12 protein-coding genes and 1 pseudogene are annotated in these 20239 nt (G+C 51.1%); 10 read left to right on the forward strand and 3 right to left on the reverse strand.

Features of this window, described 5'->3' with window-relative positions; genetic code table 11:
* The first annotated feature begins 118 nt into the window (after positions 1-118).
* From ACLB09_RS00075 to ACLB09_RS00095, 5 genes and pseudogenes are all read left to right on the forward strand, one after another.
* Positions 119-6526: a WIAG-tail domain gene (locus ACLB09_RS00075; RefSeq protein ID WP_410767705.1), complete on the forward strand. Its 6408-nt coding sequence runs from the start codon at positions 119-121 to the stop codon at positions 6524-6526.
* A 108-nt stretch (positions 6527-6634) separates the two neighbouring features.
* Positions 6635-7135: a GNAT family N-acetyltransferase gene (locus ACLB09_RS00080; protein WP_410767706.1), complete on the forward strand. Its 501-nt coding sequence runs from the start codon at positions 6635-6637 to the stop codon at positions 7133-7135.
* Positions 7136-7381: 246 nt separating this feature from the next.
* Positions 7382-9574, forward strand: coding sequence for an FMN-binding protein (locus ACLB09_RS00085; protein ID WP_410767707.1), 2193 nt, complete (start codon positions 7382-7384; stop codon positions 9572-9574).
* A 143-nt stretch (positions 9575-9717) separates the two neighbouring features.
* On the forward strand, positions 9718-10674 hold the full coding sequence (locus ACLB09_RS00090; RefSeq protein ID WP_410767708.1) for a 3'-5' exoribonuclease YhaM family protein: 957 nt from the start codon (positions 9718-9720) through the stop codon (positions 10672-10674).
* 187 nt (positions 10675-10861) lie between these two features.
* A pseudogene (locus ACLB09_RS00095) lies at positions 10862-12403 on the forward strand (catalase); the annotation flags it as partial.
* 100 nt (positions 12404-12503) lie between these two features.
* Here ACLB09_RS00095 and ACLB09_RS00100 read toward each other — a convergent pair.
* The gene (locus tag ACLB09_RS00100) at positions 12504-12845 is read right to left on the reverse strand and encodes a cupin domain-containing protein (protein WP_410767709.1); all 342 of its coding nucleotides are present in this window, start codon (positions 12843-12845) and stop codon (positions 12504-12506) included.
* 173 nt (positions 12846-13018) lie between these two features.
* Here ACLB09_RS00100 and ACLB09_RS00105 point away from each other — a divergent pair, with 173 nt between their 5' ends.
* Together ACLB09_RS00105 and ACLB09_RS00110 are read left to right on the forward strand one after the other, a co-directional pair.
* Entirely contained in the window at positions 13019-13966 is a 948-nt protein-coding gene (locus ACLB09_RS00105) for a radical SAM protein (protein WP_410767710.1), read from the forward strand.
* Positions 13967-14101: 135 nt separating this feature from the next.
* Positions 14102-14734: a VOC family protein gene (locus ACLB09_RS00110; RefSeq protein ID WP_410767711.1), complete on the forward strand. Its 633-nt coding sequence runs from the start codon at positions 14102-14104 to the stop codon at positions 14732-14734.
* A 63-nt stretch (positions 14735-14797) separates the two neighbouring features.
* On the opposite strand, the gene ACLB09_RS00115 is transcribed toward ACLB09_RS00110, so the two are convergent.
* A complete protein-coding gene (locus tag ACLB09_RS00115; RefSeq protein ID WP_410767712.1) occupies positions 14798-15580 on the reverse strand; it encodes a M15 family metallopeptidase in 783 nt (260 codons plus the stop codon).
* A 98-nt stretch (positions 15581-15678) separates the two neighbouring features.
* Here ACLB09_RS00115 and ACLB09_RS00120 point away from each other — a divergent pair, with 98 nt between their 5' ends.
* The 3 genes from ACLB09_RS00120 (at position 15679) to ACLB09_RS00130 (ending at position 19285) form a co-directional block, all read left to right on the forward strand.
* Positions 15679-16608, forward strand: a complete 930-nt coding sequence (locus ACLB09_RS00120; protein WP_410767713.1) for an ADP-ribosylglycohydrolase family protein — start codon at positions 15679-15681, stop codon at positions 16606-16608.
* 550 nt (positions 16609-17158) lie between these two features.
* Positions 17159-17590 carry a MarR family winged helix-turn-helix transcriptional regulator gene (locus ACLB09_RS00125; RefSeq protein WP_410767714.1) on the forward strand — a complete coding sequence of 144 codons (432 nt, stop codon included), beginning with the start codon at positions 17159-17161 and terminating at the stop codon, positions 17588-17590.
* A gap of 51 nt (positions 17591-17641) precedes the next feature.
* Complete coding sequence (locus ACLB09_RS00130; RefSeq protein WP_410767715.1) at positions 17642-19285, forward strand: MDR family MFS transporter; 1644 nt, start codon at positions 17642-17644, stop codon at positions 19283-19285.
* Between the two features lie 70 nt (positions 19286-19355).
* On the opposite strand, the gene ACLB09_RS00135 is transcribed toward ACLB09_RS00130, so the two are convergent.
* Complete coding sequence (locus ACLB09_RS00135; RefSeq protein ID WP_410767716.1) at positions 19356-20087, reverse strand: YceI family protein; 732 nt, start codon at positions 20085-20087, stop codon at positions 19356-19358.
* Between the last annotated feature and the right edge of the window lie 152 nt (positions 20088-20239).

Consider the following 20239-nt stretch of genomic DNA (forward strand, 5'->3'; position numbering starts at 1 on the left):
TATGCCGACGGAGAATGGAAGAATTGCAAAGAATCTTTTCCGCTTTTTGATCGCGCTGGGAAGCTAAGCTGTGACAAGGGCCCAAATGTCCGCATATGATGCCTAAGACGATCATCTTGTGGCAAAGGAGAGGACGGCTCTGAAAAAGAAAATCAGAACCACGAAACCCAGCAGAGCGAGAAAGTCGCTCTACTACGTGGATAATCCGGAAATAAACGAGTTGACTATGCTGGAGGAAGGGATAACCGGGCCCAAAACAGATCTCAGCAGAGAGATGAAAATCCATCAGTCCCTTCCAGTCTTGGAAATTATGAATGAGGAAGAGGTGGAGGAGGAGCTAGAAGTAATACCCGAGGTAAAACCGGAGGCGAAAAAAGAGCCGGTCATTATTGAGGAGGCTCCTGCACCGGTTCTTTCTAAGAAGGAGCATGTAAAAGAACTGGAGACACTGCTGGAGGAGAAGCAGTCTCCGGAAACTCAAGGGGGCATCATCTACACCGATGATCTGACGGATGCATCGGTCACGGGCGATAAGATCGCACCGTATACGATCGATTCCGGCAAAATCAAATTCGGGACGATCGGATCGGCGTGGCTCGCCGACTATGCAGTGCTGGGAAGCAAGCTTGCCGACGGAGCCGTCGTCGCTTCCAAAATAGCCCCGCTGTCGATTCGGGGCGATCATCTGATCGACGGAGCCGTAGAAGGAAGAAATATCCGCGACCGGTCGATCGGAGGAAGCAAGCTGGAAGACGGCAGCGTCACCGGGGATAAGCTTGCCGACGGGATCATTGACGGCGGCAAGCTCGCGGACAACTCGATCGAGAGCCGCCATCTGAGCGAATGGATCGTTACTACGGATCTGATTCAGGATCAGGCCGTAACTCCGGAGAAAATCCGCAGCGCGGCAATCCGTTCCATTCATATGGAAAACGGGGCGGTGGATACTTCGAAGCTGGGAGAAGCCTCAGTGACGGCTTCCAAAATCAGGGACGGAGCGATTACGGCATCCAAACTGCAGGAAGGTGCCGTCGAAAGCCGACATTTGGCCGAGAACGCCATCACGGTTCGGCATTTGGCTCCAGGCATGATCAGCCATGAACATTTGGGCGCTTCGAGCGTGGGGGCCGAGCAGCTTAAGGGCGGGATTGTCTCCTCCTCCCATATCGGCGATCAGGTCATTCAGTCCCGTCACATCTTTCCGGGTGTCGTGGAGTCCTATCATTTGAAGCCGGGAAGCATCGGCGAAGTACAAATCGGCAATGGGGAAATCCATGGCAGACATTTGGCGGATAAAAGCATTTTGTCCACGAAGCTCTCCGACCAATCCGTCGGTACTTCGCAAGTGGTTGATCAAGCGATTACTTCATCCAAAATTGCCGACCAGAGTATTTTGCCGAATAAAATCTCCGATGAAGCGGTTCTGACTCGGCATCTTGCCAAATCGGCCGTTCATGGTCCGCAGTTGGCCCAGGAATCGGTAACATCGTTTCATTTATCGCCCGGCTCGGTGATGGGTGAGCAAATCGCCATAGAGGCGGTTCAGGAACGCCATCTGGGACGGGGGGCCGTAACGGGTAGCAAAATTGAGGGAGCGTCGATCTCATCGGAGCATATTGCATCGGAGTCGGTAGCCGAAAGGCATCTTCAAAACGGAAGCGTTACAGCTTCCAAGCTGGCCGACGGCAATATCACGGAGAGCAAGCTTGCGCCCGGATCGGTAACCGGAGCCGCCATCGGCCCCGAGCAAATCGCCTCCAGGCATATCCTGCCGGGATCTATTTTCCGGCTCCATCTGGCGGAGAACAGCATTGACAGCAGTCTCCTTCAGGCCGGTACGATTAAAGAGGAACACATAGGCAGCGGAGCGATATTTTCCAGACATTTGCAGGACCATGCGATTACCTCGTTAAAATTGTCGCCGGAGAGCGTCACGACCGACAAGTTGAACGATTTGGCGGTTACTGCACCTAAGCTGGCCGAAGGCAGTATCGTGGCATCCAAAATTGCTCCGGGCTCCCTGGAATCCTGGCATATTGGGCCGGGAGCGATCCAAACCGAAGGGGTGGCGGAGGACGCAATCGTGAACCGGCATCTGGCAGCAGGCGCAGTCGGCACGGAGCAGGTTCAGCAGGGGGCGGTACACGAACCGCATCTCGCTTCGGAAGCCGTTTCGGAACGCACGATACAAAACGAAGCGGTTACGGCCGGGAAATTGGCGGCCGGTGCGGTAAAGACCCGCCATTTAGGAGAAAACAGCGTTGAAGGAGTTCACCTGGCGACCGGAGTCGTCGATTCCCGTCATTTGACCTCGGGAGCGGTAAAAAGGGAGCATCTGTCCGGCGGACTTCAAAAGGAGGGCCTGCTGCCAGGCGAAGGGATCAGCGGCGCAGATCTTCAGCCTGCTTCCATCCAACGTGCTCATTTGCAAAAGGGGATCGTGGATTCCGATGTACTGAAGGAAAGATCGGTGGGCACCGTCCATCTGCAGCCTCAGGCCGTTCAGAGCCATCAACTGGCCGGGGCGGTGATCCGCAGCGAGCATCTCACGGAAGAGTTGGTGGAGCCCCGCCATTTAGCGACGGGCAGCGTGAATGGCAGGGTGCTCGGAGACCAGGTGATCGAACCCCGGCATATTCAAATCAATGCAGTTACGGTTGCTCATTTATCTCCTGAATTGCAGCATAACGGCTTGCTGCCGGAGGCGGGAATCAGTGGAGAGGATCTTCAGGCGGGATCGATTCGCCGTCAGCATTTTCAGAAAGGGGCTGTAGATGGCGAGGTGCTGCAGAACGAATCGGTAGGCGCTTTGCATCTGAAGCTCCAGTCGGTTCAATGCTACCATCTAATGGATGAAGCAGTGCAGAGCCAGCATGTATCCCCGGGCAATATTCAGTCCCGCCATTTGGCCAAGGCCATCATTGAAGGCGGACATATTGCGGAAGGGGCGGTCCAGTCCGGTCATATCGCGCCTAATGCGGTAACGGTGTCGCATTTATCCGCCGAGCTGCAACGTGACGGTTTGCTGCCTGAAGCGGGAATCAGCGGAGCAAATGTGCAGCCGGAATCGATCGGCCGCAAACATTTGCAGGCAGGATCCGTAAACGCCGGGGTATTGGGAATCCAATCCGTAGGTTCGGAACATTTGCAATCAAACGCGGTATATAGCCAGCATTTGACGACAGGTGCGGTGCTGAGCCAGCATATCGGCAAAAATGTCATCCGTGCGCAGCATCTGACGGAAGACGCCATTGAAGGCGAACATATCACGGATGCGGCCGTGCAATCCGGACACATCGCGCCTAACGCGGTGGCTGCCTGGCATTTGTCCGCCGAGCTGCAACGTGACGGTTTACTGCCGGAAGAAGGAATCGGCGGATCGGACATTCAGCCCGGATCGATCGGCGGCATCCATTTGCAGCCAAGTGCCGTAAGCGCCGAATCGCTGGACACTCTGTCCGTAGGTAGTGATCATCTGCAGCCTGAAGCTGTGCATAGCAGGCATATCACGAACGGAGCTGTGCTTGAACAGCATCTTGGCGGCGGAGCGGTCCATGCACAGCATCTGGCGGAAGCCACCGTCGAGAGCGGTCATATCACGGAAGCGGCGGTGCAAGCCATTCATATCGGACCGAACGCGGTGACGGCGTGGCACTTGTCTACTGACCTGCAGCGGGAAGGCTTGCTGCCGGAAGAGGGGATCGGCGGCTCGGACCTGCAGCCCGGTTCGATCGGCGGGGTTCACTTGCAGGCAGGAGCCGTAAACGCTGAGGCTCTGGCCGGCCGGTCCGTGGGCCCGGAGCATTTGCTTGCCGAAGCTGTGCAAAGCCATCATATCGGGAATGGCGCGGTGCTCGGGCAGCACTTGAGCAGTGCCGCAATCGGACCGCAGCATCTGGCGGAGGGATCCGTTGAAAGCGGGCATATCGCGGAAGCGGCGGTGCAAGCCATTCATATCGGACCGAATGCGGTGACGGCATGGCATTTGGGGGGCGACCTGCAGCGGGAAGGTTTGCTGCCCGAGAACGGAATCGGCGGCGAAGACTTGCAGCCGGGTTCGATCGGCGGCATCCATTTGCAGGCGGGAGCCGTGAATGCCGAAGCGCTAGGCAGCGAGTCCGTAGGTTCGGAGCATTTGCAGAACGGAGCGGTGCAAAGCCGCCACATCGGGAATGAGGCGGTGCTTGAACAGCATCTTAGCCTCGCTGTAATCCAAACGAAGCATCTGGCTGAAGCAGCCGTTGAAGGTGCCCATATCGCGGAATCAGCGATACATTCCGGTCATATCGGACCGAATGCAGTGACGGCGTGGCATTTGTCCGAGGATCTGCAGCGGGACGGTTTATTACCGGAGAACGGAATCAGCGGTGAAGATGTGCAGTCCGGTTCGATCGAAGGCAAACATTTGCAACCTGGAGCGGTAACCGCCGAGGCGCTTGGCCGTGAGGCGGTAGGTCCGGAACATTTGCAGGCGGGTGTATTGCAAAGTCAGCATTTGACTGACGGAGCGGTGCTTGGACAGCATCTGGGCCATGGCATCATTCAGACGAAGCATCTGGCGGAAGGAGCTGTTGAGGGCATTCATATTGCGGAAGCGGCGATAAATTTCAGTCATCTTGGACCTCAAGCGGTGACATCATGGCATTTGTCGGGCGACTTGCAGCGGGACGGTTTGCTGCCGGAGAACGGGATCAGCGGCAGCGATGTGCAGCCAGGGGCGATCAGAAGCGAGCATTTGCAGGCGGGGGCCGTAAACAGTGAAGCGCTGGGCCATGAATCCGTAGGTTCGGAACATTTGCAGGCTGGAGCCGTGCAAAGTAAGCATATTACTGAAAATGCGATACTTGAACAGCACCTGGGTCGCGGCGTAATCCAGAGTCAGCATCTGGCGGAAGGCGCCGTTGAGGATGTTAATATCGCGGAATCAGCAATACATTCCGGTCATATCGGACCGAATGCGGTGACGGCGTGGCATTTGTCCGAGGACTTGCAGCGGGACGGTTTGCTGCCGGAGAACGGGATCAGCGGCAGCGATGTGCAGCCAGGGGCGATCAGAAGCGAGCATTTGCAGGCGGGGGCCGTAAACAGTGAAGCGCTGGGCCATGAATCCGTAGGTTCGGAACATTTGCAGGCTGGAGCCGTACAAAGTAAGCATATTACTGAAAATGCGGTACTTGAACAGCACCTGGGTCGCGGCGTAATTCAGAGTCAACATCTAGCGGAAGGCGCCGTTGAGAATGTTAATATCGCGGAATCAGCAATACATTCCGGTCATATCGGACCGCAAGCAGTAACGGCGTGGCATTTGTCGGGCGACTTGCAGCGGGATGGCTTGTTGCCGGAGAATGGGATTACCGGCAGCGATGTACAGCCGGGGGCGATAAGCCGTAAACATTTGCAGGTATCTTCCGTGGATGCCAAGGTGTTGGGCCGCCAGTCCGTAGGGCCGGACCATCTGCAGATGAATAGCGTTTATAGCCAACATTTGACGATCGGTGCGGTAATGGAGCATCATTTAGGCAACGGAAGTGTTCAATCACAGCATTTGGCGGACGGCATCATCGAGGCGCGTCATCTTGCCGAAGGCGTGCTGGAGTCTGGCCATATCGGATTCAATACGGTAACGGCTGCGCATTTATCGGCTGATTTGCTGCAAAACGGTTTACTCCCAATAGAAGGAATCAACGGAGCCGACCTGAAGTCGGGTTCGATCGGCAGCGGACATCTGCAGGCAGGGTCCGTAAATGCAGAGGTGCTTGGCAATCAGGCGGTAGGTCAAGATCATTTGCAAACGGGAGCCGTTCACAGTCAGCACCTGGCAGACAGCGCAGTTCTTGAACAGCATTTGGGCAACGGAGTGATCCTGCCGCAACATTTGAGCGAGAGCGCCGTCGAAGGCATACACCTTGCGGAGGCTGCCGTGCAGTCGCACCATATCGAACCGAATGCGGTGACGGCGTGGCATCTGTCCTCCGACTTGCAGCGGGACGGCTTGCTGCCGGAGGGCGGAATAAGCGGTAATGATCTTCAGCCGGGTTCGATCGGAGGCAAGCATTTACAGGCGGGGTCCGTAAATGCCGAGGTGCTTGACAATCAGGCGGTAGGCCCGGATCATCTGCAGCCAAATGCCGTGTCCAGTCTTCATTTAAACGACGGGGCGGTGCTTGAACAGCATCTCGGGAAAGCTGTGGTCAGTTCCCGCCATCTGCAGCCGGGAGCGGTGCAACCGGAACATCTGGCCGCGACACCCGTGCAGACGCTCGCCGGGCAGCCGGCGCTGCAGCAGTTCGGTATGAGTGCATTTTTACTGATAAAAAATGAACAGTCCGTAGACATCACAGTCATGTTCGAACAGCCTTTCTCAAACTCGCAATATGTAATTGTGGCGATGACGAACCAATCGGCCTACTACGCTACCCTAAAGGAACAAACGCCGGAAATGGCCGTATTGGAAGTAACAAGGATTAAAGAAAGCCATATCAATTATGGCTTCATCACCTGGATCGCTATCGGGAACATTGAATAAAGGCAAATAGACAGCATCAAGCGAATAAAAGGATTAGAAGGACAGCCGCCGAAATAGTTCGGTGGCTGTCTTTTTCATCGTACTAAAGATTACGCGGAGGAATGCTGTATGGATGACCATGTTCAACTCGAATTCGAACCTATTTATGAACAGGATATTGGAAGTTTAACGGCTATAATGACCAGGGCTTTTGACGAGGATGCGAGAATTCATTTGGGCGAAGGCCGACGGGACGGCCCGGTGGGCTATAATAACGGAGAGTTTCTCACAAAGTGGGCGCTCAATGCTTCAAGCGAAGCATATAAGATCATGTTGAACGGAGAAGAGGTCGGCGCGTGTATCCTATGGATCAATGAGGACGGTAACAATGACTTGGAAATTTTGTTCATTGACGTACCTTTTCAGAGCAGCGGAATCGGAACCATAATTTGGCGGATGATCGAAGGGTTGTACCCGGATACGAAAATATGGAGAACGGCAACACCAGGATACTCCAAAAGAAATCATCACTTCTACATGGACAAATGCGGTTTTAAGCTGATGGAAGTGGTTCACCCCGGTATTCCGGATCAGGAGACTTACAGGTTGGAAAAGAGAGTGGAAAACTAAAGTGATAAATGTTTCCACCCTTGTGATTTAAGGTACAGCTATGGATAAGGTATATTCAGTATCATAAATCGAAACCGTTTGCAGCGGAGATTTTTATTGCAATTTATTGTGAATTTTTTCACCTTATTGAGCTGTACCGGAGCAGGCGGTGGATGGATAGGGAGGAAGGGGCGATCCAATTCGAAGTAGTTTGACTTCAAAGAAATGGTACATAACTTCTGATTTATTTAAAGGAGAGGATTGCATTTGAAAAAGCTTGTTTCTTTAACAGTGTGTGCAACGATGGTGTTATCTTCGTTAGCCTTGACGGTCGATTTATCGCCGTTGAAGATTTCCAACATCGATGTCGTATCCGCCGCCTCGGAAGCGGAATCGACAACGAAAACGCCGGCGAAGGAATCGACGCCTGCAAAAACGACAACGAAACAGGAAACAAAAACAACTACTAAACCGGCAACAAAACCAGCGACAACCAAGCCGGCCACCACGAAGACGACTACTCCAGCCGTAAAAGAAACGGTCAAGACTACGCCAAAAACTCCGGCAGTTGCGGAAAAACCTCAAAATCCTTATCAAGACGGCGTATACGTTACTTACGGAACTGCCTATTCGAAGGGAACAGAAGGCGCAAAGGTTACGATCAAGGACGGAAAAGTTGCCGACGTAGAACTTATGAGAACCAGCCCGAAACTGATCGATCGGGATGTGAGGAGCAATTACAACGGTCTGTGGCAGGCTTATGAGCCTATGGAAAACAGTCTGCGCGGCAAAACACGGGAACAAGCCGCCGATGTTGACGTCGTTTCCGGAGCAACCCGTTCCAGCAACGGCTGGAAGCTGGCGGTCGACCGGGCGTTCGCAAGAGCGCTGACAGAGAAGCCGGCAGGCGAGGTTTATTTTGAAGGCGAACATATGGGTGTAGATCCAGAAGGTAAATATATGGTGTTTGCCAACTACGATAAAACAAAATTGGTAGGCGTGAAGGTATACCCTTTGAATGAAAAAGGAGAAGCCGTTGATGAAACCGCAATGACTCCTGAACAAGCAAAAACGGTGTACACGATTGCTAATGAACTTTTGTACCGGGGAACGAAAGCCGTTTCCGTCAAAGGCTTGGAAGCTGACTTTAAAGCTGCGGTTAACGCGTTCTGGGATGCCGAGCAAAATGCGAAGATCAGCAATGATTCGAAATACGTTGACGGTTTCTATTCCGCTTATGGCGCTGCCCGGGATAAAGGCGTAGAACGTGCCGACGTATATATCCGCAATGGTAAGCTGGTTGACGTGAAGCTGTACAGATTGGGAGCCAACCTGATCGATCGCGGCGAAACCGCTTATGAAAGTGTTGTGAAGGCCAATGCGCCGATGACGGCAAAACTGCTTGCCAACGGTTCGTATATCGAGAACTATAGCGATACGGATGCCATTTCCGGTGCAACGGAAAGCAGCCATAGCTGGAACGAAGCCGTGGAAAGAGCTTTCGAAAAAGCGCTAAAAACACCGGACGGCAAAAAATATTTCGAAGGTACGTTTGCCGGGGTAGACAACCGCTCCCAGGCCCTCGTATTGGCTGATTTCCAAGCCGACAAAGTAACGAAAGTTAACATTCATTTGTTCGATAAAGACGGCAAGCTGATTAAAGAGGAAAATCTGACCGAGGCTCAAAAGACCCTGATTGCTTCTTTGAGCGAAGGCTTGGTGAAGAAGGGCACGAATTTGGCTCTGATCCCGGGTCAGGAAGTTGTTTCTTCGGCTGTAAAAGCCGCTTTCGCAGATGCACTGCAAAATGCTTCTACCGTGCAAGGCAACTACAAAGACGGTAAGTTTACCGCTTATGGCGATGCTTACGACAAAGGAACCAACCGTGCGGACGTTACGCTGCGCAACGGAAACATTGTCGGTATTGACCTGTTCCGTGTCGGCGTCGATCTTCAAGACAGAGGCGCATCGGCTTACGCGGATGTGGTTAGAGCGATCCCGATTCTGGAGACCAACTATCTTCAAGCCGTAACTCGTGAAAAGGCTGAGGATGTAGATGCCGTATCCGGCGCTACGAGCAGCAGCGATGCTTTTAAATCGGCAGTGGATCGTGCATTCAAGAAAGCCGAAATCGCAGAATCGTATAAAACGGCTTACGCTAACGGTATTTTTGCCGGCGCCAATGCCGACAAATCGGTTTATGTCATGGTTACGGTAGAGAAGAACGTACCGTTCAAAATGGAAGTGTTCTATCTGGATGCGAACGGCAAGATCAAGGCTGCCGACAAGCTGTCGGCGGACGAACTGGCCGTGAAGCAAGAGATTGAAACTCCAACGACCGGGGTCATGCATAAATACGCATACCGTCCGGCTGCATTTGGAGAAACCGATGCAGTTAAAACGTTGTCGGGTAAAGTGATCGACGCTATTAAAGTAGCCCTGGAAGCTGCAGGCAGATAATATTATCCTGCAATACCAAAATCCCCTCGGGTGCGTGAGTAACCCGAAGGGGATTTTTGGTTTTGACAATTATTGTCGAACAATGATCTTTGTAACGAATCCCGTAGTATAATGAAACTATTACTTTTGTGGGGGAATCTAGCGTGACATTGATTAGACAACTGGGGAATCAGGATGAATTTGTGGGCTTTTACCTGCTCAAGGAGGTAGAAGTTAAACAGACCAACAGCACGCCGCCGAAGGATTATCTCGATATCGTGCTGTCCGATGCGACCGGGGAATTGCCCGCGAAACTGTGGGATGCCTCTTCAGTTGATAAGGAGACTTTTTTTCCGATGGGTCTCGTCAAGGTGAAGGGTCTCGTACAAACTTACCGTGACAGATTACAGGTGAAGATTGGGCAAATCCGGCCGGCCAAGCCGGAGGACGGCGTGAAATTGACGGATTTTATTCGTTCCGCTCCGATCTCATCGGTGGACCTCATTCATACGATAAAACAAGTGATTAGCGATATCGCCGATCAGGAAATCAGGGAGATTGTCACGTTTTGCGTCGGCAAAGTTGAAGTGAAGCTCGAGCACGCTCCTGCCGCGAAAACCCATCATCATGCCTATTTTGGCGGACTCGCTTATCATATGGTCCGGATGCTGGAGCTCGGCGAGTTTATATGCAAACAGCGGCCGTTTCTGAATCAAGATTTATTGAAGGCAGGCATCATCCTGCATGATATCGCCAAGCCGGAAGAGATGGTGGCCCAACTCGGCATCGTGTCTGAATACAGTGTGCAAGGCAAGCTGGTGGGACATATTTCGATGGCGTCCAATTGGATAACGGAGGCGGCTGTTAGGCTGGGGATCGAGCTTGAATCACCCAAGGTGATGGGCCTGCAGCATCTGGTGCTATCGCATCATAACCTCGGCGAATGGGGAAGCCCGGTCCAACCGCAAATGGCCGAAGCTGTGGCACTCCATTTCATCGATGCCATGGATGCCAAGCTGCAAATGGTGGAAGACGCCCTGAATACGACGCCGGATACGGAGGATTGGACGCCATTCATCCGGGGGCTGGAGAACAAGGCGATCTACCGGTTAAAGTTCTAAATTGAAATTATGCTACGGAGAGAAAACCGCTTCCCGATATTTTGGGAGGCGGTTTTTTGTGGTTGTTGCGGCAAGCGAAGAATAATGTCCGGTTAATGTGGGAGGATAACCATAAAAGTTCCTACGGAGGTAAGAAATGGACAAGAGACCAGAACAGGAGAATACAATAGGCGATGCAGCGAGCCTATTGACAGATCGGCAGGGCCATCCGATTCATGATAACCAGAATGTTAGAACGGTGGGGAATCGGGGGCCGACGACCCTGGAGAATTACCATCTTCTCGAGAAGGTATCCCATTTTGACCGGGAGCGGATTCCCGAACGGGTCGTTCATGCCCGCGGAGCCGGCGCTCACGGGTATTTTGAAGCTTATGGCAAAGTCGGAGAGGAGTCCATCGCGAAATATACCCGGGCCAAGCTGTTTCAGGAGGCCGGGAAACGGACGCCTGTATTTGTCCGCTTCTCCACGGTCATCGGTGGGGCGGAATCCCCTGAAACGCTGCGCGACCCGCGCGGATTTGCCGTCAAATTTTACACGGAGGACGGAAATTGGGATTTGGTGGGGAACAATTTGAAAATATTTTTTATCCGCGATCCGCTGAAATTTCCGGATATGGTTCATTCCTTCAAACCGGATCCGGTCTCGAAACTGCCTAATCCGGAAAGAATGTTCGATTTTCTTTCGCAGACCCCCGAATCGACGCATATGGTGACATTTATTTTTTCTCCTTGGGGCATTCCGGCGAATTACCGGCAAATGCAAGGCTCGGGCGTAAATACGTACAAATGGGTTAATCGGGACGGAGAAGCGGTGCTCATCAAATATCATTGGGAGCCTTTGAAGCAAGGAATCAGGAATTTGCTCCAGCGGGAAGCCGATGCCATTCAAGCGACGAATTACAACCATGCGACTCAAGATTTATATGAAGCGATCGAACGGGGAGACTATCCCGAATGGGAAATGTCGGTTCAAATCATGAGCGACGGGGAACATCCGGAGCTGGACTACGATCCGCTGGATCCGACGAAATTATGGGATAAGGAGCGGTTTCCTTTTTTGCCTGTCGGAAAAATGGTGCTGAACAAAAACCCGGAGAATTACTTTGCCGAGGTTGAGCAGGCGGCGTTCGGGACGGGGGTACTTGTTGACGGCCTCGATTTTTCGGATGACAAACTGCTTCAGGGCCGCACTTTTTCTTATTCGGACACCCAGCGTTATCGGGTAGGGACCAATTATTTGCAGCTGCCCATTAATGCGCCCAAAACCCACGTAGGCACCAATCAGCGTGGCGGGCAAATGGAATTCCGCGTTGATCTCAACCCCGGTATCAATCCGCATGTCGATTACGAGCCTTCTACGCTCGGCGGATTGAAGGAGGCGACAAAGCCCGGAAAAGATCACGAACCGCATTATGATGCCAAGCTGGTGCGGGAAAAAATTGACCGTGCCAATGATTTTGCCCAAGCGGGCCAAACGTATCGTGCATTCGATGATGTAGAGCGGGATGAGCTAATCTCTAATTTGGTCAATAACTTAAAGATTTGTAAGCCGGTAATTCAGGAAACCTGGATCAAACACTTCACCCAGGCGGACGCGGATTACGGCAAGCGGGTAAAAGAAGGACTGGTGCATGCCAAGCGGGAAACGACGGAACATGTCAGCACGGCGGCTGCAGATGAAGCTCTTAGAAAATCGGAAACGATGGGACATGAATCCGACCGTTATTAAACACCGGAAACTTTATGCAACTAACCTGAAAAAGGAACAGCCTTATGCCGCATACAACGGAATAAGGCTGCTTCTATTTTCGGCTTCGCTTCAGCTTCAATTAAATATTTTCCGCATAGCGGGGTTCGGGTACTTTTGTCAGGATGACATACAAAGAGGCGGGGTTGTCTCCGTCATTGGCGTAAGAGAATTCTTCGTCACCATGAAGATGTACGATCTCCCCTTTGGTAAGACCGGACTCGACTCCGTCAACCGCAACCGTTCCGCTTCCCTCCAGAGCCAGAATGTACACATCGGTACCGGGATGACGATGCGAAGGTAACTTTTGTCCCGGCATGAAATTCAAAACGAACACGACGCTTTCCCCTTTTTGAAAGGCAATGCGCTTCGTAAATCTATCTTCTTGATAATCCTGGAGTGTGCCAAGCGATTTTTTTTCCATTGTGAATCCCTCCTTGGTTTTATCCTATCAGTGAATCCTGTTTCAAACCTTGATTCAGATCAAGTTTTAGGCAAAAAAGAGGCTTTCCTCATATTTTTATCCCGCGTCTGCCCTTATAATCGCTAGTGTTGGAACGCCCCGCGTAAGGGCAAAAAACGGGAGGATCGGACGGGATGTCTTACAAAGCTTTGGAGCTGGAAAAACCGGAAACGTATGAGCTTGAGGGGCTGGAAGTAGGCGTGACCTCAAATTGTAATTTCCGGTGCGACTATTGCTGTGCCTATAACCGAAATGACGGAAACAACATTAGCGCCGGGAAGATTATCGAAGTGCTGGAACAATTGCCGGGTTTGAAAAGAGTGCGTCTATCCGGCGGAGAAGTGACCCTGAAATTCCGGGATTGTGTGGAAGTTGTAAACTATTGTTCGTCACGGGGCATTCATACGCAATTAAATTCCAATGCCAGTCTGCTGGATGAAGGGCGTATTGGCCAGTTGGCCGATGCCGGTTTGACGAATATCCATATTTCTTTTAATTTCGTGAACGCTGAATCGTTTAGTGATTATTATCGGATTCGTCCCAGCGTGTATCATAAAATCCGGGAGAATATCGCGCTTTGTACCGAAGCGGGGCTGGATACGGTACTGGAAACGCTGCTATTCAGCGAAACCGAGCACCGCATGGATGAAATAAGCGATCATGTTTATATGCTTGGAGTCCGCACCCATGAAATTCAGAACAGCATCGTCATGGATCACACCGGGTGGAAATCGATCGCTGCACGGGAAGCTTTAAAGAGCGCGGTTAACGGACTGATTGCCCGGAAAAAAGAGGATATGACCCTATATTTCACCTGTATGGACCGCTTTATGAATGAACTCGGATTCGCTGAGGAGCCGGGCGTCTATTTCCCCCATTGCATTGAAGGGAAGAAACAGCTTCATTTGCACGGCAACGGAGATATTCTCATTTCCGAACTGTGCCATCCGGTGATCATCGGCAATATCTACAATGGAACTTCGCTCAAGCATTTATACGAAGAAATACCTGATCCCTTGCGGCAGTTTCTTGACCGGGAGCCATGCCCCGCCTATGATGCGTTATTTCCGAAAGGCGTTTAAAGCGCCGATACATGGAATAGTTTCAGTGAAGACCGGTTGTTGCCAGTATGGCGGCCGGTCTTTTATTTTGCGCACGAACCCGGGTTTGACATCCTTTGCCCATCATTTATAATGCAGGCAAGGAGGCGACGCGGAGTGATATTTGAACAAATCAAGCTGCAGACAGGAGAACTGGAGCAACTTAAATTTTTTTACGGTCATGTGTTGGGGCTGGAAATCTTTGAAGATACGGCCGAGCAGTTTTCTGTCCGGATCGGCTGGACCAAACTGAGGTTTGAGCAAGCAGCAGAGGGAAACCCGTTTTATCATTTCGCGGCGAATATTCCGGAAAACAGGATGGTTCAAGCCAAGGAATGGCTGAGCAGCCGGGCTTCGCTCCAGATGGAGGACGGAGAGAATGAAGTGTTTTTTACTTCATGGAATGCCCACTCGGTTTATTTCGAAGATCCTGCGGGGAATATCGTGGAGTTTATAGCCAGACATAACCTGAAAAACGCTTCGGAGGAGGCATTCTCATCCCGTTCTTTGCTCTGTGTCAGCGAAATCGGAATCGTCCGGGACGAGGTAATCCCGTTTGTGAGGGAACTTAATCGTCAAGGATTTCCGAACTGGAAAGAGGATAGCGAAGGGTTGACGCCGGTCGGAGATGAACTGGGTTTATTCATTGTAGTCAGGGATCAAAGGATATGGTTTTTTTCGCGTAGACCGGCGTCCCGTTTTCCTGTAAACGTAAAAGTTGAAGGGCGAGCGGAGTGGATGGAACTGTGAATATGGCGGCTGACTGATACGCAACCCGGCTTTGCGCGAATGTATAAGATCGCGTGGAGCCGATTACTCAACGTCAAAGTTAAAATAGGTAGAGGGATACGGTTCATTTTTCAGCGTATAATGCCACCATTCTTTGCTGTAAGGCTTGAAGCCTTGGTTCACCATGGCGGTTTTGAGAATATACCGGTTCTTTCGCTGCTCTTTCGCAATCAGCTTCGTGCCATGGCTGGAAATTTCGCCGAGAAAGTCCACCCGGCTGCCCATATCGACCTCTTCGCCGGTTCTTTTATAGACGAGCGTCAGATCGACCGTGCTGCCCCTGGAGTGTCCGGATTTGCTGGAGAGGTAGCCGAGCTTGAACAGGTTCTTTTTATCGACGTCCGGATAAAATAGATCCTTCATCAGGATATCATCGCTTTTCTTGGACCAGGAGATGAAGTGGTTTACGGCTTTTTGCGGACGGTAGGCATCGATGATTTTGAGCCGATATCCTTGCTTGTCCAACTCGCCATTCGCTTTCTTCAGCGCTTTGGCCGCTTTGGACGTCAGGATGGCCAAGGGGGCTTCATAACCTTTTATCTGCTGCCCGATAAAGTTATTATCGCTATAATATCGGATATCATACTGGGCGGTCGGAATGACTTCATCCAGATAAACAAAGCCTTTCGGCAGTTTGTTCTGCTTGATGACGACAGACTCCTCTACACCCTCCGGATGAGTCTTATTGTCCCTGGCGGCAGCTGCGTTACCTTCTCGGGTGAAGCTGCAGGCCATAAGGATCAGCAAAAGTGATAACCCCATGATGGTATAATGTTTAAACCGGGGTTTAAAACGGGATGCGGACATGAATTTCACTCCTTTGGTTTGTTTTTTAGGCCAACCCCACTTCCTATGATTATAGTACAGTAATTTATACTGTGATACCTATTGGATGAGGTGAGAAAATGACAGCATCTTCACTTGACCGTTACAAAGGATGCCTGGTCGGGCTGGCGGTGGGCGACGCGATCGGAACGACCGTCGAATTCTCGGCACCGGGAACCTTTGCCCCCGTGACCGATATGATCGGCGGCGGTGTGTTTGGGCTTCGGGCCGGACAATGGACGGATGATACTTCCATGGCTCTCTGCCTGGCGGAGAGTTTGCTGGATAAACAAGGATTCGACCCCAAAGCCCAGATGGCCCGCTATCACAGCTGGATGATGTACGGGTACTTAAGCTCCACCGGGGAATGTTTTGATATCGGAAACGCCACGAAAGAGGCGATCTTGAATTTTGAGCGAACCGGAGAAGGCTACTCGGGATCGCAGGATCCTAATTCGGCAGGCAACGGCTCCATCATGAGACTCGCCCCTGTCCCGATGTTTTATGGAGCGGAGCCAGAGAGAGCCATTCACTTTGCGGAGCTAAGCTCCAAAACGACGCATGCCGCGACGGAATGCATCGATGCCTGCCGGGGATTTGCCGCCTGTCTTCTCGGCGCGCTTCACGGATGGAGCAAGGAGGACATTTTGTCGGATAAGCCCATTAAGGAGTTCATGGGGACCGCCCCGTTAGGTCCAAAGGTGGGGGAAGTGCTCGGAGGATCGTATAAAGATAGCGAGCCCCCGCTCATCCGCGGTACCGGCTATGTCGTTAAATCACTGGAAGCGGCATTATGGGCCTTCTATAAGTCAAACACTTATGAGGAAGGCGTTCTGCTGGCCGTAAATCTTGGGGAGGACGCCGACACGACGGCGGCGGTATATGGGCAGTTGGCGGGAGCCTATTACGGTTTCGCGGCAATTCCCGACCATTGGGTCAACAAATTGGCCTATGGTGACTTGATTGAAGACCTGGCCGAGCAGCTTTACAAGCATGCCTATAAAGGATGAAGAATTTAAGACGCAAAAATTCGGATCATTGCAATAAACGTGGAAGGTAATCCACCTCATTTTGCACGCAAGGAAAGAATAACTGGAAAACCTCCAACTAATTTTGCTGATTTGCCCAAAATGCTGCGATTAACTGGAAAACCTCCAGTTAATTTTGCGAATACTGAGGAGTTGCGGGTGGATAGGTTTAATTAGATGGAGGTTTTCCATCTAATCTTGCTTTTTGGGGATATGCGGAACAATTAACTGGAGGAAATGCAGTTAATTGTTACCCGACGGCCCAATCGGCTCAAAGCCCTCCATAACAAGCAAACCAGCATGCTATTCAAGCAAGAGGACTATTCCTCTTGCTTATTTGTACTTGGCTTTTGGTGTGATGCAAAAATTCCCGGAGGCATGTCACTTGACTAGTTCATTCAATTCCATTATATTAGTAAATGCTTTAATAATTAAGTCATAATTATTTCAGTTATTTAATTAAAATTTTTATATATGTAAAGCAAGCGAGGTGCAATCAAAAAGAGAGAAGACTCATATGGAGGGAATCCAGTTGGTACAAAAAGAAACGCTGCTTGAAGTGACCACGATGTTCGGAACGCTCATTAAAGCCATTTCGCAGGAGTGGAACAAACGGGGGGCGGAATACAACTTGAGTTTTCCGCAGTTTAAAATGCTTCATATTTTGACTAGGACCGGACAGCAAAAGGTTTCGCATTTGGCGGAAAAGCTGGGGCTAACCTCGGCGGCCATTACCGGCTTGACGGACCGCCTTCTGATGGAAGGCTATGTCACAAGAGACCGGGACGAGAAGGACCGCAGGGTCGTTTACATTGCGGCTACCGAAAAAGGGCAAGAAATTATCCGGACGATTACGGAAAATCACGAGGAATCGACGCAGACGATTTTCAGTTCGTTGGACGAAGAGGATATCATGCATCTGAAGCGGATTTTTACGGCTATGCTTGCCAATTTCGAGAGATAATCAAGAAATAGAGAATAGAGATAAATAGATAAACAGAGGTGGAGAGAGAAAATGGAACACTTATCACAAAAGCGCAAAGTGACGATCATGATCGCCATTATGGCGGCCATGTTCTTTGCGGCAATTAACCAGACGATCACGAGTACCGCGATGCCGCGGATCATATCGATCCTGGACGGCATGGATTATTACACGTGGACGATTAACATTTATTTGTTAACCTCGACGATTGCAACCGTGCTGGTCGGCAAACTGTCCGATATGTTCGGACGCAAACCGTTTATATTAATCGGTATATTATTGTTTATGGTCGGAGCCTTCCTGACAGGGACTTCCGACGACGTATTTCAATTCATTACTTACCGGGGGATCCAAGGGATCGGTGCCGGTATTATTCAATCCACGGCCTTCACGGCGGTAGGGGACTTGTTCGCTCCGCGCGAACGCGGTAAATGGATGGGCTTCATGACTGCAATCTTCGGTTTCTCCAGCGTACTCGGCCCGACGCTTGGCGGATATCTGGTAGATCATCTGGATTGGCACTGGCTGTTCTGGATCTTCCTGCCGCTCGGCATCGTCGCCTTCATCATGATTCTTACTTTGTTCCCGAAAGTGGATCGCAAGCGCGGGGAAAGCATCGACTATCTCGGTTCGTTGTTCATGACTACGACCATCGTACCGCTGTTGCTGGCGTTTTCTTGGGCAGGTACGCAATATGACTGGGGTTCGGTGCAAATTTTGGGCCTTCTCGGGGTTACTTTAGTTTCGGCTATCATTTTTGTGTTCGTCGAATTGAAAACCAAAAATCCGATTTTGCCGATGCATCTGTTTAAAAACGGCGTCGTTACGATTTCAAATATCATCGGGTTCATTATGAACTTCGGCATGATGGGCGCCATGATCTATATCTCGTTCTTCGTGCAAGGCGTCATGGGTATTTCTCCTACTTATTCCGGGTATGTTACGATGCCAATGTCCATCTTCATGGTCGTAACGAGTGCCATCACAGGTCAACTCATTGCCAAAAAAGGCAAGTACAAACGCTATGCCTTGATCGGCGTACCGATTATGATAGTAGGTATGGCGTTGATGGTAATTATGAACAGCGTCTGGATGGCGGTTCTGGCCATGATCGTATTCGGTGTCGGTCTTGGTTTGGGGATGCCCGTATTCTCGCTGGCTACGCAAAATGCGGTTCCACATAAGGAACTCGGTGTTGTTACGGCTTCTTCCCAATTGTTCCGTAACCTCGGCGGTACGATCGGTATCGCAGTGATGGGTACGGTTATGTCCAACAGCCTGACAACCAACCTGAAGACAGCGATGACGTCGGCAGACGCTCCGGACTTCAGCAAAGTTGATCCTGAAATGGCGAAGCAGTTGACGGCATTTGCCAATCCGCAAGCGCTGATGAACAAGCCGCTGATCGAGCAAACGCAGGCAAGCCTGCCAGCCGATATTAAGCCTTTGTTCGCGCAAATGATCGCAGCGATTCGCGATGCACTTGGCGATACGCTGTCCGTCGTGTTCTTGACGGCTACGCTCGTACTGGTTGTGGCATTCGTTCTGGTATTTTTCCTGAAGGAACTTCCGCTCCGCACAACCAATGAAGCGGCTCCGGCAGGTGCGGCTCCGCAAGACGCAAAGGAAGAAAGCTCTAAGATCGCTCAGACAGCGGCCGGAGCTAAGGCGTAAGCTAAATTAGCATAAATATAAAGGGCAATGCCAAGGTCTAAGACCTCGGCATTGCCATTATTTATTTAGCTCAGCGTTCGAGCACAAGCTCGAGCTGGACGGAAATGTCATTTTCGGTTTCGAGTACGACCGAATGCGGATTTTCCATGCCGAAGTCGGCAAAGGTTACTTTTGTCAGACCTGATAATCTAACCTGACCTTCCTGATACAGTGCCTGCCCGTCAAACGAGACTTCCTTATCGATCCCTTTGACGGTCAGTGTACCGTTCATGGTAAAGTCATAGACCGAACCTTCCGTCCATTCTGCAGGCAGCCCCTCAAAGGAGGAAGCCGTAAAGGAAGCTTCCGGAAATTCCGCTACGTTGAAGAATTCCGCCTGCTGGATATGCCCGTCCCGTTGGCCGTTTCCGGAACTTACTTGGGTCATGTCTATCTTGCCGTCAGCTTTCATCTTGGCGGAATCTTCCAGGTCAATAACCCAACTGCCGCTAACCGCTGTATTTTCGAAATTCACCGTCTCCCTGGAGGTAGTGACCGAAAAATAAACTTTCGAGTCCGCGGCGATCGCCCATTCTCCATTCAACTGGGCAGGGTCTACTACCGCGCCTCCTTCCTGACTTTCCGCCGCATTAGCCGAAGCATCGGCCGGTGCCGAATTAACGGTTGAGCTTCCGGCAGGAATGGCTTTCGTAATTTCAACCTGATTGCCCAAATATTGATCTAGGAATGCATAGCCGCCCGCACCGACGAGTAGAACTGCAGCAGCGCCTGTAATGATCCAATTTCTAGTTTTTTTGTTCATGGATTTATTCCTCCTATCCTGATCTGTTTCCTAATCTAACACCCTAATGTGTCGGGAAGATGTCCGCACGAAGTTCCACCTCATACCAATTTAGGTGGATAAAAGGTTTTGAGATACTTGCGGGGGAGGCAAGGATATGTTAAATGATTAAA

The sequence above is a fragment of the Fontibacillus forbon genome, from assembly GCF_046559655.1.
Classification (GTDB): Bacteria; Bacillota; Bacilli; order Paenibacillales; family Paenibacillaceae; genus Fontibacillus.